This window comes from Streptomyces sp. CA-181903 (assembly GCF_050937075.1).
Lineage (GTDB): Bacteria > Actinomycetota > Actinomycetes > Streptomycetales > Streptomycetaceae > Streptomyces.
Map to the genome: position 1 here is coordinate 7,101,256 of NZ_JBNJLY010000001.1, position 23,536 is coordinate 7,124,791.

General features: G+C 73.2%; 21 protein-coding genes and 2 pseudogenes. 9 read left to right on the forward strand and 14 right to left on the reverse strand.

Annotation, left to right across the window (positions count from 1 at the left end):
- Window positions 1-38: 38 nt before the first annotated feature.
- The 3 genes from ACQEVS_RS31475 to ACQEVS_RS31485 are packed head-to-tail and all read right to left on the reverse strand — an operon-like array spanning window position 39 to window position 2,453.
- The gene (locus tag ACQEVS_RS31475; RefSeq protein ID WP_433026460.1) at window positions 39-1,262 is read right to left on the reverse strand and encodes a beta-ketoacyl-[acyl-carrier-protein] synthase family protein; all 1,224 of its coding nucleotides are present in this window, start codon (window positions 1,260-1,262) and stop codon (window positions 39-41) included.
- Window positions 1,252-1,554, reverse strand: a complete 303-nt coding sequence (locus ACQEVS_RS31480) for an acyl carrier protein (RefSeq protein ID WP_433026463.1) — start codon at window positions 1,552-1,554, stop codon at window positions 1,252-1,254. The genes ACQEVS_RS31475 and ACQEVS_RS31480 overlap by 11 nt, the downstream gene beginning before the upstream one ends.
- Complete coding sequence (locus tag ACQEVS_RS31485; RefSeq protein WP_433028105.1) at window positions 1,551-2,453, reverse strand: acyl-ACP desaturase; 903 nt, start codon at window positions 2,451-2,453, stop codon at window positions 1,551-1,553. Before ACQEVS_RS31485 ends, ACQEVS_RS31480 begins: the two co-directional genes overlap by 4 nt.
- A 366-nt stretch (window positions 2,454-2,819) precedes the next feature.
- On the opposite strand from ACQEVS_RS31485, the gene ACQEVS_RS31490 reads away from it, so the two are divergent.
- The gene (locus tag ACQEVS_RS31490; RefSeq protein ID WP_433026466.1) at window positions 2,820-3,146 is read left to right on the forward strand and encodes a hypothetical protein; all 327 of its coding nucleotides are present in this window, start codon (window positions 2,820-2,822) and stop codon (window positions 3,144-3,146) included.
- Window positions 3,147-3,193: 47 nt separating this feature from the next.
- Here the strand turns inward: ACQEVS_RS31490 and ACQEVS_RS31495 are convergent, their stop codons facing one another.
- The 5 genes and pseudogenes from ACQEVS_RS31495 to ACQEVS_RS31515 all read right to left on the reverse strand — a co-directional run bounded on the left by ACQEVS_RS31495 (window position 3,194) and on the right by ACQEVS_RS31515 (window position 10,451).
- The gene (locus tag ACQEVS_RS31495) at window positions 3,194-4,162 is read right to left on the reverse strand and encodes a ribokinase (RefSeq protein ID WP_433026468.1); all 969 of its coding nucleotides are present in this window, start codon (window positions 4,160-4,162) and stop codon (window positions 3,194-3,196) included.
- Window positions 4,163-4,300: 138 nt separating this feature from the next.
- Window positions 4,301-6,198: pseudogene (locus ACQEVS_RS31500) on the reverse strand (ABC transporter permease/substrate-binding protein).
- Complete coding sequence (locus ACQEVS_RS31505) at window positions 6,188-7,900, reverse strand: sugar ABC transporter ATP-binding protein (RefSeq protein ID WP_433026471.1); 1,713 nt, start codon at window positions 7,898-7,900, stop codon at window positions 6,188-6,190. The pseudogene ACQEVS_RS31500 and the gene ACQEVS_RS31505 overlap by 11 nt, the downstream one beginning before the upstream one ends.
- Window positions 7,901-8,023: 123 nt before the next feature.
- A complete protein-coding gene (locus tag ACQEVS_RS31510) occupies window positions 8,024-9,019 on the reverse strand; it encodes a LacI family DNA-binding transcriptional regulator (protein ID WP_433026474.1) in 996 nt (331 codons plus the stop codon).
- Window positions 9,020-9,194: 175 nt separating this feature from the next.
- A complete protein-coding gene (locus ACQEVS_RS31515) occupies window positions 9,195-10,451 on the reverse strand; it encodes an MFS transporter (RefSeq protein WP_433026477.1) in 1,257 nt (418 codons plus the stop codon).
- A 102-nt stretch (window positions 10,452-10,553) separates the two neighbouring features.
- Here ACQEVS_RS31515 and ACQEVS_RS31520 point away from each other — a divergent pair, with 102 nt between their 5' ends.
- The 4 genes from ACQEVS_RS31520 (at window position 10,554) to ACQEVS_RS31535 (ending at window position 12,922) form a co-directional block, all read left to right on the forward strand.
- Window positions 10,554-10,910 carry an ArsR/SmtB family transcription factor gene (locus ACQEVS_RS31520; protein WP_433026480.1) on the forward strand — a complete coding sequence of 119 codons (357 nt, stop codon included), beginning with the start codon at window positions 10,554-10,556 and terminating at the stop codon, window positions 10,908-10,910.
- Complete coding sequence (locus tag ACQEVS_RS31525; protein ID WP_433026483.1) at window positions 10,907-11,077, forward strand: hypothetical protein; 171 nt, start codon at window positions 10,907-10,909, stop codon at window positions 11,075-11,077. Before ACQEVS_RS31520 ends, ACQEVS_RS31525 begins: the two co-directional genes overlap by 4 nt.
- Before the next feature lie 333 nt (window positions 11,078-11,410).
- Complete coding sequence (locus ACQEVS_RS31530; protein ID WP_433026486.1) at window positions 11,411-11,821, forward strand: hypothetical protein; 411 nt, start codon at window positions 11,411-11,413, stop codon at window positions 11,819-11,821.
- Between the two features lie 477 nt (window positions 11,822-12,298).
- Window positions 12,299-12,922: a histidine phosphatase family protein gene (locus tag ACQEVS_RS31535; RefSeq protein WP_433026489.1), complete on the forward strand. Its 624-nt coding sequence runs from the start codon at window positions 12,299-12,301 to the stop codon at window positions 12,920-12,922.
- A 63-nt stretch (window positions 12,923-12,985) separates the two neighbouring features.
- Here ACQEVS_RS31535 and ACQEVS_RS31540 read toward each other — a convergent pair whose 3' ends face one another.
- Both ACQEVS_RS31540 and ACQEVS_RS31545 read right to left on the reverse strand, forming a co-directional pair.
- On the reverse strand, window positions 12,986-13,534 hold the full coding sequence (locus tag ACQEVS_RS31540) for a DUF6221 family protein (protein WP_433026492.1): 549 nt from the start codon (window positions 13,532-13,534) through the stop codon (window positions 12,986-12,988).
- 105 nt (window positions 13,535-13,639) lie between these two features.
- Window positions 13,640-14,662 (reverse strand): hypothetical protein, encoded by a 1,023-nt coding sequence (locus ACQEVS_RS31545; protein WP_433026495.1) that lies wholly within the window; start codon window positions 14,660-14,662, stop codon window positions 13,640-13,642.
- A 671-nt stretch (window positions 14,663-15,333) separates the two neighbouring features.
- On the opposite strand from ACQEVS_RS31545, the gene ACQEVS_RS31550 reads away from it, so the two are divergent.
- Both ACQEVS_RS31550 and ACQEVS_RS31555 read left to right on the forward strand, forming a co-directional pair.
- Window positions 15,334-15,615, forward strand: a complete 282-nt coding sequence (locus ACQEVS_RS31550; RefSeq protein ID WP_185945052.1) for a hypothetical protein — start codon at window positions 15,334-15,336, stop codon at window positions 15,613-15,615.
- 354 nt (window positions 15,616-15,969) lie between these two features.
- The gene (locus tag ACQEVS_RS31555; protein ID WP_433026498.1) at window positions 15,970-16,560 is read left to right on the forward strand and encodes a superoxide dismutase family protein; all 591 of its coding nucleotides are present in this window, start codon (window positions 15,970-15,972) and stop codon (window positions 16,558-16,560) included.
- Window positions 16,561-16,656: 96 nt separating this feature from the next.
- Here the strand turns inward: ACQEVS_RS31555 and ACQEVS_RS31560 are convergent, their stop codons facing one another.
- Window positions 16,657-16,902 carry a hypothetical protein gene (locus ACQEVS_RS31560; RefSeq protein ID WP_433026501.1) on the reverse strand — a complete coding sequence of 82 codons (246 nt, stop codon included), beginning with the start codon at window positions 16,900-16,902 and terminating at the stop codon, window positions 16,657-16,659.
- A gap of 411 nt (window positions 16,903-17,313) precedes the next feature.
- Between ACQEVS_RS31560 and ACQEVS_RS31565 the strand changes: the two genes are divergently transcribed.
- Window positions 17,314-18,894 carry an alpha/beta hydrolase gene (locus ACQEVS_RS31565; RefSeq protein ID WP_433028108.1) on the forward strand — a complete coding sequence of 527 codons (1,581 nt, stop codon included), beginning with the start codon at window positions 17,314-17,316 and terminating at the stop codon, window positions 18,892-18,894.
- Between the two features lie 9 nt (window positions 18,895-18,903).
- On the opposite strand, the gene ACQEVS_RS31570 is transcribed toward ACQEVS_RS31565, so the two are convergent.
- Genes ACQEVS_RS31570 through tdh form a run of 3 tightly spaced genes read right to left on the reverse strand, consistent with a single transcriptional unit; the run spans window position 18,904 to window position 22,155 of the window.
- A complete protein-coding gene (locus ACQEVS_RS31570; RefSeq protein WP_433026504.1) occupies window positions 18,904-19,866 on the reverse strand; it encodes a LysR family transcriptional regulator in 963 nt (320 codons plus the stop codon).
- Window positions 19,867-19,875: 9 nt separating this feature from the next.
- Window positions 19,876-21,069: a glycine C-acetyltransferase gene (locus tag ACQEVS_RS31575; RefSeq protein WP_433026507.1), complete on the reverse strand. Its 1,194-nt coding sequence runs from the start codon at window positions 21,067-21,069 to the stop codon at window positions 19,876-19,878.
- Window positions 21,070-21,126: 57 nt separating this feature from the next.
- On the reverse strand, window positions 21,127-22,155 hold the full coding sequence (tdh, locus tag ACQEVS_RS31580; RefSeq protein ID WP_433026510.1) for an L-threonine 3-dehydrogenase: 1,029 nt from the start codon (window positions 22,153-22,155) through the stop codon (window positions 21,127-21,129).
- A 298-nt stretch (window positions 22,156-22,453) separates the two neighbouring features.
- Here tdh and sph point away from each other — a divergent pair.
- Window positions 22,454-23,445: pseudogene (gene sph, locus ACQEVS_RS31585) on the forward strand (sphingomyelin phosphodiesterase).
- Window positions 23,446-23,536: the final 91 nt, after the last annotated feature.

Below are 23,536 nucleotides of genomic sequence, written 5' to 3' on the forward strand. Positions count from 1 at the left end.
CCGTACCGTCGTGGGACCCGTACCGTCGTCGGATCCGCTCAGGGAGCCGTGAAGAGCAGGACCGCGTTCTGGCCGCCGAATCCGAAGGAGCAGCTGATTCCGGCCTCCGCGGCCGTCGCGCGAGGGTGCCCGGCCACGATGTCGAGCTTGTGGTCCCCCTCCTGGTGCGCGAAGTTCGCCACCGGCGGGACGGCTCCGTGCCGCAGCGCGAGGACCGTGTAGGCCGCCTGGACCGCCCCGGCCGCCCCGAGGGTGTGGCCGATGACGCCTTTGGACGCGGTCACCGGTGGTGCGTCGGCTCCGAAGACACGCGTCAGGGCCGCCGCCTCGGAGGCGTCACTGAGGACGGTGGCGGTGCCGTGCGCGTTGACCAGCCCGATGTCCCGGGGGCCGCACCCCGCGTCCGCCAAGGCGGCGGAAATGGCCCGGGCCGCCCCTTCCCCTCCGGGGTGGGGGGCCACGGGATGGTACGCGTCGGATCCGGCGCCGTAGCCGCGCAGCAGGGCGAGGACCCGTGCCCGGCGGGCGCGCGCGGTGGCGGGCCGCTCCAGGACGAGAACGGCGGCGCCCTCGCCCAGGACCATTCCGTCCCGTTCGGCGTCGAACGGACGACAGGCGAGAGCCGGCTGCTCGCGCCGCCGGGAGAGGGCCCGCATCCGGGTGAAGCACGTCGTCGCCATGCGGGAGCGGGCCGACTCGCTGCCGCCCGCGAGGACGATATCGCAGGTCCCCGAGCGCAGCAGGTCGCGTGCGACCCCGATGGCGGTCGCGCCTGAGGCGCAGGCACTGGAGGTGGTGAAGTTGGGGCCGCGGACACCGAGATCGATCGCGACCTCGCTCGCGGCCATGTTGGGCACGCTGCGCGGCAGGGCGAGCGGCGAGACACGCTCCGGCTTTCCGGCGCCGAGACGGCAGAACTCCTCGACATAGGAACTCAGGCTGTTCGACCCGACGCCGAGGATCACTCCGATCCGCTCTCCCCGCCAGGACGACGGATCGAGCCCGGCGTCGGCGACGGCCCGGCGCGCGGCGATCAGGGCGAACTGGATGAAACGGTCCGTTCGGCGGGCACGGGGCCGGCCGAGCTCCCCGTCGACGTCCAGGTCGCGGACCCGACAGGAGAAGTCGACGGGAAGGCCCGCCAGTTCGGGGTCGGTCGCGGCGAGCGAACGGCCCCGGCACAGGGCCTCCCAGTTCGCCGACGCCGTGTGCCCCGCGGGGGTCACCAGGCCGAGGCCGGTGACGGCTACCTCAGACCGCACGCGCGTTCCGGAAGGCGCGAGCCGCTTCGGCGAGGGTCGAGGAGGGAGCGAGGTCCAGTGCGTCCTCGGGCAGCACGACGGCGAACTTCTCCTCCGCGGCGACCACGAGTTCCATCAGTGACAGCGAATCCATGCCGAGGCTTTCGAACGTCATCCCGGCGGAGAGGTCCTCGGGATGCGCGTGCACGCCCAGGTGGTCGGTCAGCAGGGCCAGCAGGTTCTCGGGGAGCTCCGACCGCTCCGACCGCTCCGCCTGGTCCGACCGCTCCGCCTGGTCCGGTGACTGTGTCATGCCGGGATCTCCTGTTCTTCCGTTGCCGGGCCGGACGCCCTGCATGCGTTGAGGCGGACGTAGATGTCACGCGCGCGGGATGCCTGCGCCTGGAGCTGTTCCAGCTGTCGGCCGATGTCCTCCTGCGCCTTCCGCCCGGCCGGCCCCAGCCCGGTCACGGTCATCACCCCGAGCGCCCGCACCAGCGGCTGGAGCACGTACTCGAGATGGACGTCCAGGTTGAAGATGCCCGCCGCGGCCACGCGCGCGGCGCGCGCCCGGAAGCCGGGGATCTCGGTGCCGGGCATCCGGAAGTCGCGGATCACGTCGGCGAGGGCGACGAGGGCGTCGTCGGGGAACGCCCGGATCGCGTCCTCGTACAGGCCCCGGTAGAAGAGCATGTGCAGGTTCTCGTCGGCCGAGATCCTGGCCATGAGCGCCTCACCGACGGGGTCCCCGCACGCCGCGCCGGTGTTGCGGTGCGCCTGCCGGGTCGCCAGTTCCTGCACCGTGACGTAGGCCAGGAGGTGCAGCGGAGTCGGCAGGTCGTTGCGGTATCCGTTGCCCACGTGCCGCATCCGCAGGTCTTCGAGGGCGACCGGGTCAACACCCCGCCGGGCGTGGAGGTAGGCGCGCAGGACGGACGAGTGTCTGTCCTCTTCCGCCGTCCACCGGTGGACCCACGTGCCCCAGGCACCGTCACGGCCGAGCCGTGAGGCGATCTCGAAGTGGTAGCTGGGCAGGTTGTCCTCGGTCAGCAGATTGATGACCAGGGCGTCCTGGACCGCGTGCGGCAGCGCCGACTGCCCCGGATCCCAGCCCGAGCCTTCCAGCGGCCCGTCGAAGTCCCTCGCCGCACTCCACGGCACGTACTGGTGGGGCAACCAGTCACGTGCAACCGCCAGATGCTGATTCAGCAGCCGCTCGACAGATGGTTCCAACTCCCGCAGGACGCTTTCCGCCGTGCCAGGGGACACCCTTCACCTCTGCTGCCTCGATCGATCGCGTACACCTACTGGTTGAACGCACCTCCGCGAGAGAGGCCACGGTGATCCACGCGATCGAGGGAAGATGATTGGCTTGTCTGACAGTTGGGGAGCGGTGAGGTAGTCCGGAGGGCCGATGGCCTCCGCGCGAGGGAGTCGGCACTGTGCCACGAAACCTGGCTTGCCCCGGGGCACATTTGACTGGCCGTCAGGCAGGCTGGCGACCTCGTCCGGCCTCTCGGTGGGCGCGCCGCGCGCGGACAGGCCGGCCGGCCCCGGCGGCCCCCGCGCCCACTTTCCGTGAGGGCAACCGACGTTCATTCAGGAGCCCTGGCCGGGTTCGAACAGTGGCGCACCACGGTATGGGGTTCGGAGGCGGTCCGTTCGCTGGGCGCCCGGTTCCTTCCGGTCCCGGCCGAGCAAGACCTGCGGGTCGACGCCGGCCAGGTGCGGGCGTTCAGGCGTGAGTGCGCCGTCCTGCGGGAGAACCCGGAGGAGGTCCTCGCCGGTCTCCGGCCCCCGAGGACGGTCGACGAACTCAGGGGCCGACTCTCCGCCAGGCCGGCGCACATCGAGGACGCCGCCCGGCGGGCGGAAGGGGTGGGCGGCGGCGTCCTCATCCGGTGACGCGCGCCCGCGTCCCGTCCTCGGCCACGGGCCCCGGGGCCCCGCCCCTACCTCTCCTCACCCGCCGGCGGCAGTTCGTCCACCGTCGGGTACGACGGCTGCGCCCCCGGCTTCGTCACCGCCGCCGCGCCGACCCGTACCGCGAACCGGACCGCGTCCACCAGCGGCGCGCCGGCGGCCAGCCGGGCGGCCAGGGCGCCGGTGAAGGCGTCGCCGGCGCCCGTCGTGTCCACCGGGCGGACGGGGACGCCCGGGACGGTCACCGGGTCGGCGGCATCGGCGTCCAGCGCCAGGGCGCCGGCGCCGCCCAGGGTGACGACGACGGAACGGGCGCCCCGGTCGCGCAGGGCCCGGGCCCATCCGGCCGGGTCGTCCTGGTCCGGAACCCCGGAAAGGTGCCGGGCCTCATGCTCGTTGACGACCAGCGGATCGGCCGCCGCGAGCAGGTCGCGGTCGAGCTCCGGCGGCACGGGGGAGGGGTTGAGGACGACCCGCGTCCCGGTGCGGACCGCCAGGGCGGCGGCGGCCCGGACGGTCTCCGCCGGGATCTCCCACTGGAGCGAGACCACCGACGCGGCGGCGACGAGCGGCCGGGCCACCGCCACGTCGGCCGGCGAGAGCCGGGAGTTGGCGCCGGGGGAGACGATGATGGTGTTGTCGCCGTCCGGGCCGACGACGATCATCGCCGTGCCCGTCCTGGTCTCCGGGAGGACGCGCACGTGCGCGGTGTCGGCGCCGGCCGCCCGCTGGGCGTCCAGCAGCAGTTCGCCGTACGCGTCGTCGCCGATCGCCGCCAGCAGGGCCGTCCGGGCGCCGAGACGGGCGGCCGCCGCGGCCTGGTTGGCGCCCTTGCCGCCGGCCGACTCCACCAGGTCCGTGCCGAGCACGGTCTCGCCGGGGCCCGGACGGCGGTCCACCCGGACCGTCAGGTCGGCGTTGGCCGAACCGATCACCAGGACGTCGTACGCCCGGTCGTCACCGTCGCCGTGGCCGTTGGCGTCGCTGTCGTTCCTCATCACGTCTCCGGTTTCCGATCCTTCGTGTTCTCTTGTGCCGGCACGCCCGGGGCGGGTGCCGGACGCCTCCATGATCACGCGTTTCCTCGCGGGGCGGCCGGCCCGTGGCATGACTGCCCCTTCCCACCGCGCGCGGCCTCAGCCGCCGAACTCCGCCGCGTTCTTCCGCGTCACCGGCACCACCGGCACCTTCATCGTGCCCGGCAGCCGCTCGCCCCGCGCCGCGCGCAGCGCCCGGTCCACCGCCTGCCGGCCCAGCAGCTCGGGCTGCTGGGCGACGGTCGCCGTCAGGACGCCGTCGCGCACGGCCGCGATCCCGTCGGGCGTGCCGTCGAACCCGACGACCTTCACCTTCCCGCCCGCCGCCGAGCCCAGCGCCTTGGCCGCGCCGAGCGCCATCTCGTCGTTGGCGGCGAAGACGCCGGTCACTCCCCGGTGCGCCTGGAGGAGGTTGGTCATGACGTCCATGCCCTTCGCGCGGTCGAAGTCGGCGGGTTGCCGGGCGACGACCTCGATGCCCGGGAACGCCCGGATGCCCTCCTCGAACCCCTTCCCGCGCTCGCGGGCGGCGGAGGTGCCGGGCTGCCCCTCCAGGACGACGACCCGGCCCCGGCCGCCCAGCGCCGCGGCCAGCGACCGCGCCGCCTGCCGGCCGCCCTCGACGTTGTCGGAGGCGATCGTGGTGGCCAGCCGGCCGCCGTTCACCCCGCGGTCGATGGAGACCACCGGGACGTCGGCCCGGTTGGCGACGCCCACGGCGGGCACGGCGGCGTCGGAGTCCACCGGGTTGATGATGGCGGCCTTGACGTTCTGGCTGGTGAACGTCTCGATCTGGTTGATCTGCTGGGTCGGGTCGTTCTGCGCGTCCGTGATGTTGATCTTCAGTCCGCGGGCCTTCGCCTCCGCCTGGGCACCCTTCTTGATGCCGACGAAGAACGGATTGTTCAGGGTCGACAGCGCCAGGCCGAGATCGGTGTTCCCGCCCCGGTCGCAGCCGGTGGTGCCCAGGCCCAGTGCCGTCAGCAGCAGGACGGCCGCCGCTCCCCGCCCCCGCCGCCTCACCGTGCGCTCCGCCGGCGCAGCGTGTCCAGCAGCACGGCCACCGCGATGACCAGGCCCGTGGCCACCTGCTGCCAGAACGCGGACACACTCAGCAGGTTGAGGCCGTTCCGCAGCACCGCCAGGATCAGGGCGCCGATCAGCGTCCCGGACGCCTTGCCCGAGCCGCCCGACAGGCTCGCGCCGCCGATCACGACGGCGGCGATGGCGTCGAGCTCGTACCCCGTCGCCGCCTGCGGCTGCGCGGATGTCAGCCGGGCGGCCAGCACGATCCCGGCGACCGCCGCGAACAGGCCGGACAGCGCGTAGACGACGAGCTTGCGGCGCTTGACGCCGATGCCCGACAGCCGTGCCGCCTCCTCGTTGCCGCCGATCGCGAACATCGCCCGGCCCGTGTACGTCCGCGCCAGCACCAGCGCCGCCAGCAGCCCCATCGCCGCCATGACCAGCACCGGGACCGGAAGCCAACCGGCGCGCGTGTCCCCGAGGTGGTTCACCGCGGACGGGAAGGCGATCGGCGAACCGCCCGATATCACCAGCGACAGCCCGCGGGCGACCGACAGCATCGCCAGCGTCGCGATGAACGCCGGCAGCCGCCCGTACGCCACCAGCGCGCCCGACACCAGACCCGCCGCGACGCCGACGGCCAGGCCCAGCAGCAGCGCCACCGGCACGGGGAGCCCCTTCGAGGTGGCCGCCCAGGCGGTCACCGTCGCGGACAGCGCCGCCACCGAGCCGACCGACAGGTCGATGCCCGCCGACACGATCACGAACGTCACGCCGAAGGCGAGGATCGCCGTCACCGACGCCTGCACGCCCACGTTGAGCAGGTTCCGCCCGTGCAGGAAGTCCCGGGACAGCACCGCCATCACCGCCACCAGGGCGACCAGCCCGCCCAACGGGCCGTTGCGCAGCACCGCCCTGGTGAACCACTCCGCCGGGGCCGCCCCCGGCGCCCGTACCGCCTCAGCCGACATCGGAGCCCTCCATCGCGCTCTCGTTCCCTGTTCCCACGCCGGTTCCCGGGCCGGTCTCCGAGCCGGATGCCGTGCCCGTTCCCCCGCCGTCCGCGTGCCGGACGGCCAGCTCCATCACCGCGTCCTGCGCCGCCGGCCCCTGGTCGCCGCCCGGCACCTCGCCGGCCACCCGGCCCCGCGCCATCACCAGCACCCGGTCGCTCATCCCGAGCACCTCGGGCAGGTCACTGGAGATCATCAGCACCCCGCAGCCCGCCGCCGTCAGCTCGTTGACGAGCCGGTAGATCTCCACCTTCGCGCCGACGTCGACGCCGCGCGTCGGCTCGTCCAGGATCAGCAGCCGCACCCCGGCCAGCAGCCACTTGCCGATGACGATCTTCTGCTGGTTGCCGCCGGACAGCGTCCGCGCCGACTGCTCCAGCCCGCTCATCCGCACCTTCAGCCGGCCGGCCATGTCCGCCGCCTCCCGGCGCTGCGCCCGCCGGTCCACGAACCCGGCCCGGGTGTCCCGGTCCAGCCGGGCCAGCGTCAGGTTGTCGTGCAGCGGCGCGTCCAGCAGCAGGCCCTGCGCCTTGCGGTCCTCGGGGACGAGGCCGACGCCCGCCCGCATAGCGGCCCGCACGTCGCCCGGGCGCAGCACCCGGCCGTCCACCTCCACCGACCCCGCCGTGTACCGGTCGACGCCGAACACCGCCCGCGCCACCTCCGTGCGGCCCGCGCCCACCAGCCCGGCCAGGCCGACGACCTCCCCGGCGCGCACCTCGACGTCCACGTCCTCGAAGCCCGGCGCGCCGTCCGCGCCCCGCCGGGTGAGCCCGCGGACGCGCAGCAGGGGCGCGCCGGGCGGGGTGCGGCGGCGCGGGTACTGCTCGGTGATGTCCCGGCCGACCATCAGCCGGATCAGCTCGTCCTCCGGCGTGGACGCCGGCACCTCCGCGACGCTCCGGCCGTCCCGGAGGACGGTCACCCGGTCGCCGAGGGCCGCGATCTCCTCCAGGTGGTGGGTGATGAACACGACGCCGACGCCGCTGTCGCGCAGTTCGCGGACGATGCCGAAGAGGGTCGCCACCTCCTCGGAGGTGAGCACCGCGGTCGGCTCGTCCATGATCAGCACCCGGGCGTCCAGGCTGAGCGCCTTGGCGATCTCCACCATCTGGAGCGCGGCGATGCCCAGCCCGGCGACGGGCGCGGTCGGCGGGACGCGCAGCCGCACCCGGTCGAGGAGGCGGGCGGCACGCTCGTTCATCGTCCGCCGGTCCACCAGGCCGAGGCGGGTGCGCGGCTGCCGGCCCAGGAAGACGTTCTCGGCGACGGTCAGGCCGGGGACCAGGTTGAACTCCTGGTGGATGGTGGCGATCCCGAGCCGCTCGGCCTCCTGCGCCGAACGGATCGCCACCTCGCGGCCGTCGACGAGGACGCGGCCGGCGTCGGGGCGGTGGGCACCGGCGAGCATCTTGATCAGCGTGCTCTTGCCGGCCCCGTTCTCCCCGAGCAGGACGTGCACCTCGCCGGCGAGGAGCCGCAGGTCCACACCGTCCAGCGCCTTCACACCGGGGAACGCCTTGGTCACCCCCTCCACGCGGAGCAACTCCGTGCGCCTGAGCGGTACTTCGCGGCTGTCCCGCACTTCGTGGCCGTTCCGTGCCTCGTGGCCGTCCCGCGCTTCGTGGCCGTTCCGCGCGTCGTCGTTGACGCCGGTCATACGCCTCTCCTCGTCGTTCGGTGGGGGTGTCGCGTCCTCGTCGTTGGGTGGGAACGGCGCACTCGGTCGTTGGGTGGGAATGGCGCACTCGGACGGCAGTGCGCGGTCGGAGCGCGCCGTCGGTCACGCCGGTTCGCCGCAGGAACGGCGCACCACCAGCCGGGCCGGCAGCAGCACCGACTCGGCTGGGCGGCCCTCGACGCGCTCCAGCAGGCTGTGCACCGCCGCCCGTCCGAGCTCCCGCGTCGGCTGGGCGACGGCCGTCAGCGGCGGGTCGGTGTGCGCGAACCAGGCCACGTCGTCGAACGACACCAGCGCCACGTCGTCCGGGATCCGCAGCCCGCGCGCCCGGACCTCGTCCAGCGCGCCGAGCGCCATCAGGTTGTCGGCGGCCAGCACGGCGTCCGGCGGCTCCGGCAGGTCGAGCAGGTCCCGCATCACGCGGCGGCCCCCGGCCGGCGTCATGTCCGGCGATCCGACGGCGCGTTCCGGCGGCAGCGCGACGCCGTGCGCGGCGAGCGCCGCACGGAAGCACTCCAGCCGCTCGTCCCCGACGGGCGTACCGGCCGGCGCGACGATCACGGCGGGGCGACGACGCCCCAACGCGGCGAGGTGCGCGGCGAGTTCGGTGAGCGCGGCCCGCCCCTCGGCGCGGACGCAGGGCGCCGCCACGCCGGGCACCGACCGGTCCAGCAGGACGAGCGGCGTGTCGGAGGCGACGATCTCGCGCAGCACCTCCGAACCGGTGCCGGCGGAGCTGACCATCAGCCCGTCGATACGGCGGTCGAGGAGGGTGCGGAGCTGGTCGTCCTGCTGTTCCGGGCTCTCCCCGGCGTTGCCGATGATCAGGCTGTAGCCGAGCCGGCGGGCCTCCTGCTCGACGGCGTCGGCCAGTTCGGTGAAGAAGGGGTTCCGCAGGTCGCTGATGACCAGCCCCAACGTCCTCGTCCGCGCCGTCCGCAGCGCCCGCGCCACCACGTTGGGCCGGTACCCGAGCTCGGCGACGGCGGCGAGGACGCGGTCCCGGGTCGCGGCCACGGGGGACCGGCCGTTGAGCACCCGCGACACGGTGGCCACGGACACACCGGCCCGGCCGGCCACGTCCTTGATGGTCGCCATGGGCGGGGCCTCCGTCGTGTAATCGTTTTCGTGGGGTGGGTGAGCTCAGGTAATCGATTACATGAGGGTCGCGTCAAGGCGGCGGGGGAGTGGGCCGGGTCACATCGGGGCGGGGCGGGTCGGGCGCGGGGGGACGCACAAGCCCCATGCCGATCTCAGGGCTCATCCCCTCTGCTCACCCACGCACGACATCCGTCTCGTGCCGGTGATGACTGGTGCACGATCCGGCCGGATCGTGTCGACGCGGGGTACGGGCGGTGATCGTCAACAGTAGAGCTGTTGACAGGGCGAGCGCGCCTGCCGCGACGAGTTGCCCCCGGTAGTCGACGGCCGCGACCATGGCCGTGCCCGCGAGGAGGGCGAGACCGGTCGGGGCGAAGACCAGCGTGTTCGCCGTGGCCGCCACCCGGCCGAGGAGTTCATCCGGCGTTTTCTTCTGCACTGTGGTCAGTGCGCTGATGAGCGGCCAGGGCAGGCCCAGGCCGATGAGCAGGCTGCCGCCCAGGACGACGGGGACGAGAGTGGTGAGCCGGGCCAGGGCGCCGATGGCGAAAAGGGCGATCCCGATGGCAGACAGGGCGCGTGCCGGAACGCGGCGCAGAAGCGCGCCGGCCGCCAGGCCGCTGACGATCGATCCCAGCCCCTGGACGGAGTTGAGGACGCCGGCGAATGCCGCGGGCTGATGCAGTCCGGTGTCGATGAGGGCGTATGTGGCCGTGTTGCTGAGGCTGGATGCCGCCATGGCGCAGCCGGCCGCGAGAACCAGGGAGCGCAGCATCGGATGCCCCCGCAGGAAGCGGACCCCTGCCGCGGCGTCGGCGGTCCAGTTCCGCCGTGGCCGGTGGGCGGGCTTGGGTTCACGCACGTGGATCAAGCTGAATGCTGCGGCGCCCAGGAGGAAGGACAGTGCGTCGAGCAGAGCGACGGCGGGCCCGCCGAGAACGGTGAAAAGGGCCGCGCCGATCAGGGGAGCGAGGAGTTTGCTGCTCTCGATCGCGGTGCGGACCAGGCCGTTGAAGTCTCCGCGTAGTTCACCGGGAACGGCTGATGCGACCAGCGCCGTCTCGGCGGCGTCCATGAGCACGGTTCCCGTGCCCACCATGGTCAGCACGGTGAAGAGCAACCAGATGTCTTGCGAGGAGCGCACGGCGAGCGGTGCCGTCATCACCACGGCCAGGACAAGGTTCGTGGTGATCAAGAGGGTGCGGCGGCGCATTCGGTCTGCCAGGGTGCCGATGAACGGTCCGGCCAGGGCCGGTGCCCAGGAGCAGAAGGTCACAAGGGCGGCGAGGCTGCTGGAACCGGTGAGTTCCTTCACCCAGACCCCGGCGGCCAGGAGCATGGCCGAGTCCCCGAAGCCGGAGATGATCACTCCCGTCAGGTAGAGACGGGCATTGCGTTCTCGCAGCACCGTGAACAGGCCCGCGGACATAGCCAGCCCCCTCGTCAAGCCCCGTCGGACTTCGGCACACTACCCCCAACGATTTCGTTGGGGGTAGTGGTCGTCGTAACCGCATGCGCTTTACTGGCTGGTGTGACCGACGCAGACCCCGTCTTGGACGCAGACCCCGTCCTGAGAGCACTCGCCCATCCCGTGCGGTTGCGGATGCTCACGCTCATGTGGCCCGGACCGATGTCCGCCGCCGAGCTCTCCCGCGAACTGGGCATCTCCCACGCCCTGGCCAGTCGGCATCTCCGGAACCTGGACGCAGTCGGGCTGGTCGAACTGGCCGAGGAACGCACCCGCCGCGGAGGCCGGGAACGCCGCTACCGCACCGTCCACGGATCACCGCTGTCCGACCGGAACGACGGGGCCCACTTGCTGGGAACGGCCTTGGCGCGCGCACTCAAGGAGCGCTCCGCGCGCCGACATCCGGAAGGCAGGGGGTGACGGTCGACGCGGAACTGTGGATGGAGCCGAAGGCATGGGAACAGGCCCGGCAGAAGCTCGCCGACATCGCGATGGAACTGCATGATGCCGCCCGCCCGCCGCGCGCGCCCGGAACGGCGCCCGTGAGCGTGACCCTGATGGCCTTCCCCATGCAGGAGACACCGTAGCCAACCGGGTGTCGCCCGATGGCCTTTTGACGAGGCCGCGGAGCCGGACAGACGGCGGCGGTGGTGGCGGTGGCCGGGGCGCCGGGGGCCATAGCCGCCTCCGCCGGGGCGCAGCCACCGGCCGCGTCTCTCCGCCACCCACGCGGCGCGCACGCCGAGGCCGTGGCGGACCAGGGCTTCTTCGTAGCCGGTCCGCATGCGCACCGCACGGCCCGGCTGCCGGCAGGCTGGGCGACAGGCCACCCGGCTCGTCTCCGGACCGAGTCGGCCCGACGAGACCGATGCCGTCACCGCGGGCCAACCTCACCGTTGGCGAAGAAGGAGGGCGGGGACATGGCGACATGGGGGCCGATCGTCGAATCGACTGTGGGAACGGGGGACCGCAAGCACGCCGAGGCGCGCGTGTCGGCGCAGGTGAGGGGGGAGCGGGCGGACGCGCTGGCGCGGCTGGAGAAGATTGCCCGGGAGTACCGGCCGGATCACCCACTCAGCCACAAGCGCCGGCGCCTTTTCCGTAATGCCGACGGCTTCCTGCTGGTCATCGACGGTTCGTGGCAGTCCCATGCCACTCGGTTCACGGTCGCGGAACTGCTGGAGGACAGCGCCGCCCCGGCGGAGCCGACCACCCCGGAGCCCGAGCCGGAAGCGAAGACCCGACCCGGGCTCGCGCCGGACGAGCCCGCCGTGGACGCGGATGGCGTACCGGTACGGCCGGCCTGGCTGCGGCGGAAGGGCCCGGCCTGACAGCCGGGGCGCGTCGGCGGGTCGCGGTGCTACGCCCTCGGGCAGCGGACCGACGCACCGCAGATGTCACTCACTGAGCATCGACTCCTGTTCAATAGCGGCATCTTGGGCTTTCGGCCGCGGTTCCCGAGCCCGGAGAAGCTGTGCGCCGGGAAACCTGCGACGAATAGGGGGCGCTGCCCCATTCCGACTTCTCCTGTGTCATCCCAAGGCTCAACTCCGCCCGGATTTACGCCCGGCCGGGCCGCTACAGCTTCCGCGCCTCGAACCCGGCCGACCGGCGGTTCGCGGCCACTGCGCGACTCAGGGGCGGTGGTCTCGGCGAAGACGAGGGCGCGGATTCGATGGGGCCCGTTTTTCCGGACCCTGGGACGCGCTGATCCGGGTGAAGCCCGCCCCCACCGTTTGTGGAACCGGCCCACGCTGCTCGGCGTCCTTTCACGAACCGCAAGATCGACTTCACTGAAGGATGCGCCCATGCCCGGTATGGCTGCTCGCTACCTCTATCTCACTCGCCACGCCGAGGCGTCGTCGGACGAGAGCCAACTGACGGATGCGGGCCGCCACCAGGCCGCCTTGCTGGGAGAGCGGCTCCGTGGGGTTCCGCTGGCAACAATCCACCACGGGCCTCTGGCCCGTGCTGAACAGACCGCCCGGCTGGTCGGTGAACGGCTCGGCGACATTCCTCGCCGTCGTTCCGAAAGGGCCGGCGACTACCTCCCCTACCTGCCGACTCGCGAAGAGCTGCCCCCGGAGGCGCCCGACGCCTGGCTCAGGTTCCTGGACCGGTTCACGGCTGAGGAACGCGAGCAGGGCCCCGGGCTCGCGGCGGCGGCGCTCGCGGAATTCACCGGACCTGTCGTCGGCGACGGACCGCGCCACGAGCTTGTGGTCACCCACAACTTCCTTGCGGGCTGGCTCGTTCGAGCCGCCTTCGACGCGCCCAAGTGGCGATGGCTGGGCGTCAATCACGCCCACGCCGCTCTGACCGTCATCCGCTACATACCCGACGGCCCCCCAGCGGTCCTCCTCTTCAACGACACCGGCCACCTCCCCGCCGAGCTCCGATGGACCGGATTCCCGCCGGAGCTCCACGTCTGAGGTCCGTGGGTGCATCGGTGCCGCCGCCCCGGACGCGATCAGATACGCCAGTGGCGGATCCGCTCAGCGCAGGTGAACACGTCTGCTTGGCCGACTTGAACAACGGCGTGGGCGAGGCCGATGAAGCCGCCGTAGGGCGAGAGTCCGAGCCACTGCGCAAGGAGCATGGACCGCTCGATCAGCTCGCTCTCCCGGCGGTGCACCCGCGCGACGTCGTCGCCGCGTCCTCGGCGAACGTGGCGCGCATCCGGGTCCGCAGCGGCCGGAGTTCCTCCGGCACTGCCGCGTAAGCATCCGTGACCTCCGCTTCGCCTCCACCTCCACGAGGACGCGGGCAGGCTGGTGGCGAACGATGTGCTCGGCGATGGCCGCCCGGCGCTCGTATCCGGCGGACACGCGGCGGCAGTCGGCGATCGGTGTCCCGTACGGGCGATCGCCGCGGGCGTCGTCGGCGTGGGCGCCGGCCATATTCGTTCGACGGACCCACCGCGCGCCGAGCACGGTGCGGGCGGCACGCTCGTCCTCGTCAGGACGGTCTCGAAGGAACACCACCAAGTCCGCGGTCATCGTCGCACTCCCTTCCCATGACGTGACGACGGCCGCTGCGGCCATGCGGCACTCGCCCGGCCGACGGAGCACTCCCACAAGTGCCCGGCGATCACCGTAGGTTCGGTTCCGGTCGCTTTCGCCGCCTTGCCGAGGTCTTCGCCGTGCTGGTCAGCGGCGCCACCGGCGCCATCTGGGCGGGGGCGACGGGATGGCCACCTGCTGGGTGGTCAGGTACCAAGGGCCCCCGTGGATGACCAGGAAGCCGGGGCGGGGCAGCCGCAGGGTACGGCGCCCTTCGCCCGAGCCGGACACTGCACCGTCCCCGGGAGTGTTCACGGGCCATGTGGGTGAGCGGCAACCGCAGCCGTACCAGGGTTGCAGGCACTGGCATACGTAGTCGACGCTCCAGTAGGCATCAGTCTGGATCTGGACGATGGCCAACGCCGGGCCGCCGTTGTAGCGGAGCACCTCGTCACCGTGGCCGCGGTGTTCGGTGGCAAGCACCGTCGCGGCCGACAACGGGAGGACCCGAGTCGACCAACGGTGGTTGCGGCGGCTGTTGTCGGTGGTGACGCGCAGGTGGGTGACGTCCGCGGGCAGGTAATAACGGCCGCGGTACTCACCGGAGGTCCAGATCAGGGACTGGCCGGTGCGGACCAGTTCCTCGGTGCGCGTCACGGTCTTCAATTCGAAGTTGCCGCCGCCGGTCACATCGACCTCGACCAGGGCAGGACGGCCGGGCTCAGGGCGGTCGATGAGCACCTCCGTTCTCCCGCCGCCGGAACCGGTCGCCACATGGCGTTCGCCGGTGCCGGTGAGCACTCGCGGACGGCCGGGGACGGGGGCCGGCGGGAGAGCGTCGATCGGGACCGGCCGGCCCTCGCGTCGGGCGTCGAGACGGATCACGGCGGCGCGGCCATCGCGCAGGGCGGTCAGCGCATCGGATTCCGTGCGCGCCGCACTGGCCCGGCCGTAGGCCTCCAGCGCCGCCTGGTACTCCTTCAGGACAACCGCGGAGACGTCCGTATCATCGGCTTCGATCTCCAGAGCGGCCACCTCCTCCCCGAAGGCGGTCACCGACTCCTGCACCGCGACGGGCGGTCGCACCGCGCCGGTCCGGCGACGGCGCAGTACCGGGCCCAGCCCGCCCAGCCCCAGGCCGAGCAGAAAGCTCACCACATAACCGGTCACGCCCGGCATCCTCGCACAGGAGTCCACCGCTCAACTGCCCCTCCGGCCGCTCCCCTCACCGCCCCGACACACCCCCGGTCACGGCCCCCGCGGCCGGGCAGCACGCCGCGCAGTGGCCTTGCCGCCTCTGCTCGGCCCTGTGGCGTGCACTCCGGGCACGTACGGATCGTCCTGCTCGGCATCGAACGCGGTAGCCAGGTCTCCATGCCGCAGGCACACAAGCGCCCGCAGAGGTCACGCCGCCGCGCGTTCCGCCGGTGCTGTCGGCAGCTGCCTCTGCGAGCCGTGGTGCGCGAGCCCAGCCCCGACGCGGCCCGGTACCCGGTGCACGAGCGGGACACCGCTGTCAGGCAGTTGATGCTGCGCGCCACGGATGACGACCCATATCGGCTCGTCGTGCATGTGACGGCCTGGAGGGAGGCTTCGGGCGTTCTGGGCGGGTGCCGCGGGACAGGGGAGTGATCCGGCCACGGATGGCGTGAGCCAGGCCACGGGAATCTTATGTTCCGGGATCGTGTCCTCTGCCCGACTTGCCGGCTTCCCGCGTTGGCGATCTCCATTACGCTCCGCGTCGTCGACCACCGTGGGTAACCGGCGGGGGTCGGCTTTCCTGTCCCTCGGAGGCCACGGATCCCCCACGAAGGGGCCCGGACCGGAAGTTGGAGAAACACATGCGCCGACGCATAGCCGCGCTCGCCGTGAGCGCCCTCATGGCCGGTGGCACGGTCGCCATGACCCTGCCCGCCCAGACGGCCACCGCGGCCACCATCACCTGCCACCCCGCGCAGATGCGGCAGCAGATCGCCCAGCTGAAGCAGAAGGCGGCCGAGCAGAAGCGCCGCGGACAGCGCGAGGCCGCCCGGCACACCCTGGCCCAGGCGGACGCCCTGTCGAAGAAGCTCCACTGGTGCATGAAGGCGGACGAGGACGCGTCCAAGCCCTTCCCGCGCTAGGGACGCCGGCCGGAAGGACTCGGGGCCCGGCCGGGGCGCGCGTGGAAATGCGCGCGCCGGGCCGGGCCCGTGTGCGGTCCCGGCCGGTCCGGTAGCGCCGGGTGAACGCGCCGTTCGCTTCCCGACGCACGCCCCCCGACGCACCGTGCGCCGGGCGCGGCGCCGCTCCCGTGCTGCGGAAACCCCGAAGCGCCGACGCCGCCCGGGTCTGACCGGGGGCCCGACGGGGTAGCGCACCGGTCGGCCGGGTATCGCGGCCGGGTACCGCGACCGGTCGACGGCCGGTGACGTGCGGGGCGGAACCGCGCTCCGCGATCGGTGAGGCGGGTCTCCCGCCGGGGAAGAGGGAGGAACATGATCTCCGCATCCGCAGTGGCCGCTGCCGCCGCCCTCCTGGCGGTGGTACCCGCCGCCGGCCTCGGCTCCGATCCCGCCAACGGCTACGGCCCCGGGCGCGACGCCGTCACCGTCGCCGAGACCTTCCGTACGCGATCGGGCGGCGCCGCCGTCACCTACGCGCCCGACGCCGTGCCCGGGGGCGCGCGGGTCCGGGTGGCGGAGCGTCCGGCGCACGGCGGGGGCACCCGGTTCGTCCTGCGCCTCCAGGGGTTGCCCGCCGGGCGGACGTTCGGGGCCCATGTGCACCGCCAGGCGTGCGGGCCGAAGCCCGACGACGCGGGGCCGCACTACCAGAACGTCAAGGATCCGGTGCAGCCCTCGGTCGATCCCGCCTACGCCAACCCCCGCAACGAGGTCTGGCTCGACGTCACCACCGACGCCCACGGCGCCGCCCGCGCCGAGACGGCCGTCGCCTGGCGGGTCCGCCCGGGTGAGGCCCGTTCGGTGGTCCTCCACGAACACGCCACCGACACCCGCGCCGGCCACGCCGGGACGGCGGGGGCGCGGCTGGCCTGCGTCACGGTGCCGTTCGGGGCGAAGGGCTGAGCCTTGCCGCCGACGGTTCCCGGGCGCCGGGCGCGGCGCGGTCCGGAGCCGGCCCGGCCGGACGGCGGAAATGCCGGACGGGCCCCGGACCGCGTGTCACGCCGCGTGCCGGCGATGCCGGCCGACGCGCTCCCCGGGGGCGCCGGACGAGCCGGGCGCCTCGGAGGGGAGGTCCCGCACGACGCTGAGGTGACGTTTCGCGGGCGCGAGACGGGGCGTACCCGCATCGGGCGCACCCGCGTCGGGCGTTCGCGCCTCACCCAGCATCCGATCCTCGTATCCCGAGAGGGCGAAGATGAGGCCGAGGAGCAGGGGAGGGATGAGCAGGGCGGTGAAAACCACGGGGGACTCCTTCCCGGAAGGCCGTCCCTGCCCGTGTTGCCGTCCTCGGCGGTCGGAAACCCCACACCGCCCGTCCCGCGCACACACCGATTCCCCTGAACGAGGTAGCGCAGGACATAGGCAATGACCGGTATCGCCCGAACGGCTGAACCACTTCTGGTCATCCACTCCAACGACGGCCCCCGGTCATCCACCCGGACGACGCCCGCCGGTCGGCCCACGGCCGCCGACGCGCCGCCACACCGTCCGCTCGGACCAGCCGCGCGTCCGGTGGGTTCCGGTGGGTTCCGGTGCGTTCCGGAGAGTAGGGACAACCCCCCTCGCCACACACCGGCCGACCCGATGGCACCCCTCCCGCCCGCCTCCCTAAGGTCGTTGCCCACCTCCCTTCCCCTCACCACCTGGAGCACCATGCGCGGCCTCCCCCTGCTCGCCGCCGGCCTCGGCCTGACCGGCCTCCTCGGCGGCGCGATACCCGTCAGCACCGCCATACCCACCACACCGGACACACCCGCCACACCCGCAGCGGCCCGGCCCGCGGCTGCCCCACCTCCACTCGCCTGGCACCCCTGTCCGCCGGAACGGAAAGACCTGGCCGCCGCCGGAGCGGAGTGCGCCTCGCTCCCCGTCCCCCTCGACCACGCCGACCCCGGCGGCCGGACGATCCGGATCGCGCTCTCCCGGGTGAGGGCCAAGGACCCGGCGCACCGGCGGGGCGTCCTGCTGTCCAACCCCGGCGGCCCCGGCGGAACGGGCCTGGCCACCACCCTGGAACTGCGGAAGACCCTGAAGGGCGTGGCCGACCGCTACGACCTGATCGGCTTCGACCCCCGGTTCCTCGGCGACAGCACCCCGCTCCACTGCGCCCCGGCCGGTCCCGCCGGTCCGCCCCGGCCCGTCACCTCGCCCCGCGCCGACTTCGAGGACGGCCTGCGGCGCTCCCGGTCGACCGCAGAACGCTGCGCCCGCCCCACGGGCAACACCGCGCTGCTCCCGTACGCCTCCACCCGAGACGTCGCCCGCGACATGGACGCGATCCGCGCCGCGCTCGGCGAGCCGGAACTGTCGTACTACGGCGTCTCCTACGGCGCCGACCTGGGCGCCGTCTACACCCAGTTGTTCCCGCGCCGGGTGGACCGCCTCGTCATCGACTCCTCCAGCGATCCCGGCGCCACCCAGTACGAGCTGTTCCGCCGCTCGGGCGAGCCGCTGGAACGCGGGCTCGACGAATGGGCCGCCGGGACCGCCCAGCACGCGGACACCTACCGGCTCGGCCGCACCGGCCCCGAGGTGCGCGCCACCGTGGAGCGGCTGCTCGACGGCGCCGAGCGGCGGCCCGTGCCCGTCGGCCGCGCCCGGCTCGGCGCGCCCCTGCTGCGCCTGATCCTGCGGCAGTTCGTCCAGCACCAGGAGAACGACCCGGTGCTCGCCCGTACCGTCCGCACCCTCGTCGACGCGGCGGCGGGACGGCCGGTCGAGCCCGGCCCGGAACTCGCCGGACTGCTCGCCTTCCTCGAAACACCGGAAGCGCGGGACGGGTTGAACGGCGGCGCCCTCTTCATGTGCGGCGACGGGGGCTGGCCCGCGGGCGGCTGGCCCGCCGACCCGGAGGCGTACTGGCGGAACATCGTCCGCGGCCGGGCCGCCCAGCCCGTCTTCGGCCCGCTGGTCAACGACATGACGGCCCCCTGCGCCTTCTGGAAGACCCGCCCCCGGGAGCCCGGCACCCGGATCGCCAACGACGTGCCCGTCCTGATGCTCCAGGCCCGCCGGGACGGCAACGTCCCCTACGACGGCGCCCTCGCGCTGCACCGCAGGCTCACCGGCTCGCGTCTGGTGACGGCGGACATCCGGTCCCACGGCGTCTACGGGCGCGGCGCGGAGGGCCGGACGGCCGTCCCCTGCGCCGACCGGATCGTCAACGCCTATCTGGACGGAGGGCAGCTCCCGGCGGCGGACGTCACCTGCCCGGTCCCCGCGCCGCTCCGCTGACGGGCCGGATCAGGACGCCGACAGCGACCCCGCCACCTCGCCCAGCGCCTCCAGCACCGGACGGATCAGCGGATGCCGTTCCGCGCCCCGGCGGACGGCGGCGAAGACGCGGCGGGTCGGCGTGACGCCCTCGACGGGACGCACCACGACATCTTTGAGGTTCATGCCCGACAGCGCGGAGCGGGGCACGAGAGCCACCCCGGCGCCCGCCCCGGCGAGTGCCGCGACCGCCCGGAAGTCGTCCGAGGAGTGCGCCAACCGCGGCTGGAAACCGGCCAGTTCACAGGCGAGGACCGTCATGTCGTGGCACGGGTTGCCGGGGTAGGGGGCGATCCAGTCGCTGTCGGCGAGCTCGTCGAGACGGACGTGCGGCTCGCCGGCCAGCGGATGGGAGGTGTGCAGCACCGCGTCGAACGGCTCGGCGTAGAGCGGGACGCGGACCAGCCGCAGGTCGTCCTCGCGCGGCGCGCCCCGGTACTCGACGGCCAGGGCGACGTCCGCGACCCCGTCCATGACCAGCGGCAGGCTCTCGTCGCCCTCGGCGTCTCGGACCCGGAGCCGGATGCCGGGGTGGCGCCCGGAGAGGAGGGCGATCACCGGCGCCAGCACCTCCGCGATGCCGGTGGCGAAGGCGGCCACCGTGAGCTCGCCCGCCGTACCGTCGGCGTAGGCGGCGAGCTCGGCCTCGGCCCGTTCGAGCTGGGCCACCACCCGGTGGGCGTGGCCGAGCAGGATCTCCCCCGCGGGAGTGAGCCGCACGCCCCGGCCGCTGCGGGTCAGCAGCACGTGGCCGGTCTCCTGCTCCAGGGCGGCGAGCTGCTGGGAGACGGCGGACGGGGTGAGGTACAGCGCCGCGGCCGCGGCGGTCACCGTACGGTGGTCCGCCACGGCCCGCAGGACGCGCAGTCGCCGGGGTCGATCACCCGGCCAATTTTGCCAGGGTCCGGCCGGTCCCCGAGCCCGGCCGGACATCGGGACGGGTCAGCCCTTGAGCGCCGCCCGCGCGTCGACGAACGCGGCCACGGCCCGCTCGACGTCGGCGGTCGAGTGCGCGGCCGACAGCTGCACGCGGATCCGGGCGGCGCCCATCGGGACCACCGGGTACGAGAAGCCGATCACGTACACGCCGCGCTCCAGCAACAGTTCGGCCATCCGGCCCGCCTGGGCCGCGTCGCCGATCATCACCGGGGCGATCGCGTGGTCGCCGGGCAGGATCTCGAAGCCCTCCTCCGTCATCCGGCGGCGGAACAGCGCCGTGTTGGCGTTCAGCTGGTCCCGCAGGTCGCCGGCGGACTCCAGCAGGTCGAGGACCTTGAGGGAGGCGGCGGCGATGACCGGGGCGAGGGAGTTCGAGAACAGGTACGGGCGCGAACGCTGCCGCAGCAGCGCCACGATCTCGGCGCGGGCCGCGACGTAGCCGCCGGACGCGCCGCCGAGGGCCTTGCCGAGGGTGCCGGTGATGATGTCCACCCGGTCCATGACGCCGTGCAGCTCGGGCGTGCCGCGGCCGCCGGAACCGACGAAGCCGACGGCGTGCGAGTCGTCCACCATGACCATGGCGTCGTAGCGGTCGGCCAGGTCGCAGATCTCGCGGAGCGGGGCGACGTAGCCGTCCATGGAGAACACGCCGTCGGTGACGATCAGACGGCGGCGGGCGTCCCGCGTGTCCTGGAGCTGCTTCTCCAGGTCGGCCAGGTCGCGGTTGGCGTAGCGGTGGCGGCGGGCCTTGGAGAGGCGGATGCCGTCGATGATGCTGGCGTGGTTGAGGGCGTCGGAGATGACGGCGTCCTCGGGGCCGAGCAGCGTCTCGAAGACGCCGCCGTTGGCGTCGAAGCAGGAGGAGTAGAGGATCGTGTCCTCCTGGCCGAGGAACGCCGACAGGCGTGCCTCCAGCTCCTTGTGGACGTCCTGCGTGCCGCAGATGAAGCGGACCGACGCCATGCCGTAGCCCCAGCGGTCGAGGGCGTCCTTGGCGGCGGCGACGACCTCGGGGTGGTCGGCGAGGCCCAGGTAGTTGTTGGCGCAGAAGTTGAGGACGTCGCCCGGGGCGCCGCCGGCGGTGACGCTGACGGAGGCGCTCTGCGGCGTGCCGATCACACGCTCCGGCTTGAAGAGGCCGGCTTCGCGGATCTCTTCGAGCGTGGCGCGGAGGTCGTCGCGGACGGAGTCGAACATCGGGGACAGGCTCCTTGAAGGGTTGGGGCGAGGCGGGACGGAGGGCGCCGGAGGTGGTCAGGCGGTCCAGTCGAGGATGATCTTGCCACTGCGTGCGGTGGCGGCCTCGTCGAAGGCCGCGTCGAAGTCCCGGTACCCGTACCGGCCGGTGATCACCGGGCTGAGGTCCAGACCGGCCTCCAGCAGCACGGTCATCGCGTACCACGTCTCGAACATCTCACGGCCGTAGATGCCCTTGATGGTGATCATGGACGTGACGAGCTTCGCCCAGTCGACGGGGAACTCCTGCGCGGGCAGGCCCAGCATGGCGATCCGGCCGCCGTGCGTCATGTTGGCGATCATGTCCTGGAGCGCCTCGGGCCGGCCGGACATCTCCAGGCCGACGTCGAAGCCCTCGCGCAGGCCCAGCGTGCGCTGCGCGTCGGCGATCGAGGATTCGGCCACGTTGCAGGCCAGGGTGGCACCGGCCTTGCGGGCCAGGTCCAGGCGCGGCTCGCTGACGTCGGTGATCACCACGTTGCGGGCGCCGGCGTGCTTCGCCACGGCCGCGGCCATGATGCCGATCGGGCCCGCGCCCGTGATCAGGACGTCCTCGCCGACCAGCGGGAAGGACAGCGCGGTGTGCACGGCGTTGCCGAACGGGTCGAAGATCGCGGCGACGTCCAGGTCGACCTCGGTCCGGTGCACCCAGACGTTGGAGGCCGGCAGCGCGACGTACTCGGCGAAGGCACCGTCCCGGCCGACGCCGAGGCCGACCGTGCTGCGGCACAGGTGGCGGCGGCCGGCCAGGCAGTTGCGGCACTTGCCGCAGACGAGGTGGCCCTCGCCGCTCACCCGGTCGCCGACCGCGATGTCCCGGACGCCCGCGCCGACCTCGGCCACCTCGCCGACGAACTCGTGCCCGAGCACCAGCGGCGTCTTGACGGCACCCTGGGCCCACCCGTCCCAGGAGCGGATGTGCAGGTCCGTCCCGCAGATGCCGGTGCGCAGCACCCGGATCAGGACGTCACCGGCACCGATCTCCGGCTCGGGAACGTCCATGAGCCACAGACCCGGCTCGGCCTTGTGCTTGACGAGTGCCTTCATGGACGGTGGCTCCTAGGGGGGTCGGCACCGGGCCGGCGGCGGCCGTGGTGGTTCTGTGCGCACCGATGGGTTCGCGCGCACCAATGTGCCCAGTGATGCCCCTGGCGTCCATCGAGGATTTCTTAAGCGGGCCAACAGAAGAACTACATGCCGGGGCCGTACGGGCCGCCACCCCCGGCCGTTCCGCCCCCGGAAGCCCCCGCTCACCTCCCGGTCGCCCGGACGTCACCCACGAGCGCTTCGCTGTGCCGCGACGCACCCCACGTCGCGCTCAGCCCCCACCAGCTCAGGAGACCCCGTGCAGCTCCCCGGCCCCACCCGTGCGGCGACCACCCTCGCCGCCGCCCTGCTGACCGCCGCCGCCCTCGCGCACCCGGCGGGCGCCGTCGGCACGGCCGCGCCCGACCCTGCCGTGCCGGGGCTGAAGGTGCTCACCTACAACACCTTCCTCATGAGCACGAACCTCTACCCGAACTGGGGACAGCGGCACCGGGCCGAGGCGATCCCCGCCGCGGGCTTCTTCCAGGGACAGGACGTCGTCGTCCTCCAGGAGGCGTTCGACAACGACGCCTCCGACGCGCTCAAGGCCCGCGCCGCCGACCGCTACCCGTACCAGACGCCCGTCGTCGGCCGCTCCAAGGACGGCTGGGACGCCACCGGCGGCGCCTACTCGGCGCTCACCCCGAGGACGGCGGGGTGACCGTGCTCAGCAAGTGGCCCATCGTCCGCAAGGAACAGGTCGTCTACAAGGACGCCTGCGGCTCCGACAAGTGGTCCAACAAGGGCTTCGCGTACGTCGTCCTGAACGTCGGCGGCACCCGGGTGCACGTCGTCGGCACCCACACGCAGTCCACGGACGGCGGCTGCGCGGCGGGGGAGGCCGCGGCGGACCGCGCCCGGCAGTTCCGGCAGATCGACGCCTTCCTCGACGCCAAGCACATCCCGGCGAGCGAGCAGGTCATCGTCGCCGGAGACCTCAACGTCGACTCCCGCAGCGCCGAGTTCACCTCCCTGCTCGCCGACGCGGACCTCGACCCGGCGGAGGCGCGCACCGGCCACCCGTACTCCTTCGACACCCGCGAGAACTCCATCGCCGCGTACCGGTACCCCAACGACGCCCGGGAGGACCTGGACCACGTCCTGCACCGCAAGGGCCACGCCCGGCCCGCCGGGTGGACGAACACGGTGGTCCAGGAGCGGTCCGCGCCCTGGACCGTGTCGAGCTGGGGCAAGGAGTACACCTACACCGACCTCTCCGACCACTACCCGGTCGTCGCCGGCGGGCGCTGAGCCCCGGAGGGCACGGCCGCCGCGTCCCGGAAGGCGGGCGGGCAGGCGCTGTTGACGGCGGAGCGGCGGCTCTGTGAGGGTTGCGGATCAC

Excerpts from the sequence above, each read along its gene's own strand:
- ACQEVS_RS31535 (WP_433026489.1), top strand. The coding sequence starts at position 12,299 with ATGCCCGGTATGGCTGCTCGCTACCTCTATCTCACTCGCCACGCCGAG.
- ACQEVS_RS31515 (WP_433026477.1), bottom strand. The coding sequence starts at position 10,451 with ATGTCCGCGGGCCTGTTCACGGTGCTGCGAGAACGCAATGCCCGTCTC.
- tdh (WP_433026510.1), bottom strand. The coding sequence starts at position 22,155 with ATGAAGGCACTCGTCAAGCACAAGGCCGAGCCGGGTCTGTGGCTCATG.
- ACQEVS_RS31495 (WP_433026468.1), bottom strand. The coding sequence starts at position 4,162 with ATGAGGAACGACAGCGACGCCAACGGCCACGGCGACGGTGACGACCGG.
- ACQEVS_RS31570 (WP_433026504.1), bottom strand. The coding sequence starts at position 19,866 with ATGTCCGGCCGGGCTCGGGGACCGGCCGGACCCTGGCAAAATTGGCCG.
- ACQEVS_RS31565 (WP_433028108.1), top strand. The coding sequence starts at position 17,314 with ATGCGCGGCCTCCCCCTGCTCGCCGCCGGCCTCGGCCTGACCGGCCTC.
- ACQEVS_RS31510 (WP_433026474.1), bottom strand. The coding sequence starts at position 9,019 with ATGGCGACCATCAAGGACGTGGCCGGCCGGGCCGGTGTGTCCGTGGCC.
- ACQEVS_RS31540 (WP_433026492.1), bottom strand. The coding sequence starts at position 13,534 with ATGGCCGCAGCGGCCGTCGTCACGTCATGGGAAGGGAGTGCGACGATG.
- ACQEVS_RS31505 (WP_433026471.1), bottom strand. The coding sequence starts at position 7,900 with ATGACCGGCGTCAACGACGACGCGCGGAACGGCCACGAAGCGCGGGAC.
- ACQEVS_RS31530 (WP_433026486.1), top strand. The coding sequence starts at position 11,411 with ATGGCGACATGGGGGCCGATCGTCGAATCGACTGTGGGAACGGGGGAC.
- ACQEVS_RS31480 (WP_433026463.1), bottom strand. The coding sequence starts at position 1,554 with ATGACACAGTCACCGGACCAGGCGGAGCGGTCGGACCAGGCGGAGCGG.
- ACQEVS_RS31555 (WP_433026498.1), top strand. The coding sequence starts at position 15,970 with ATGATCTCCGCATCCGCAGTGGCCGCTGCCGCCGCCCTCCTGGCGGTG.
- ACQEVS_RS31575 (WP_433026507.1), bottom strand. The coding sequence starts at position 21,069 with ATGTTCGACTCCGTCCGCGACGACCTCCGCGCCACGCTCGAAGAGATC.
- ACQEVS_RS31550 (WP_185945052.1), top strand. The coding sequence starts at position 15,334 with ATGCGCCGACGCATAGCCGCGCTCGCCGTGAGCGCCCTCATGGCCGGT.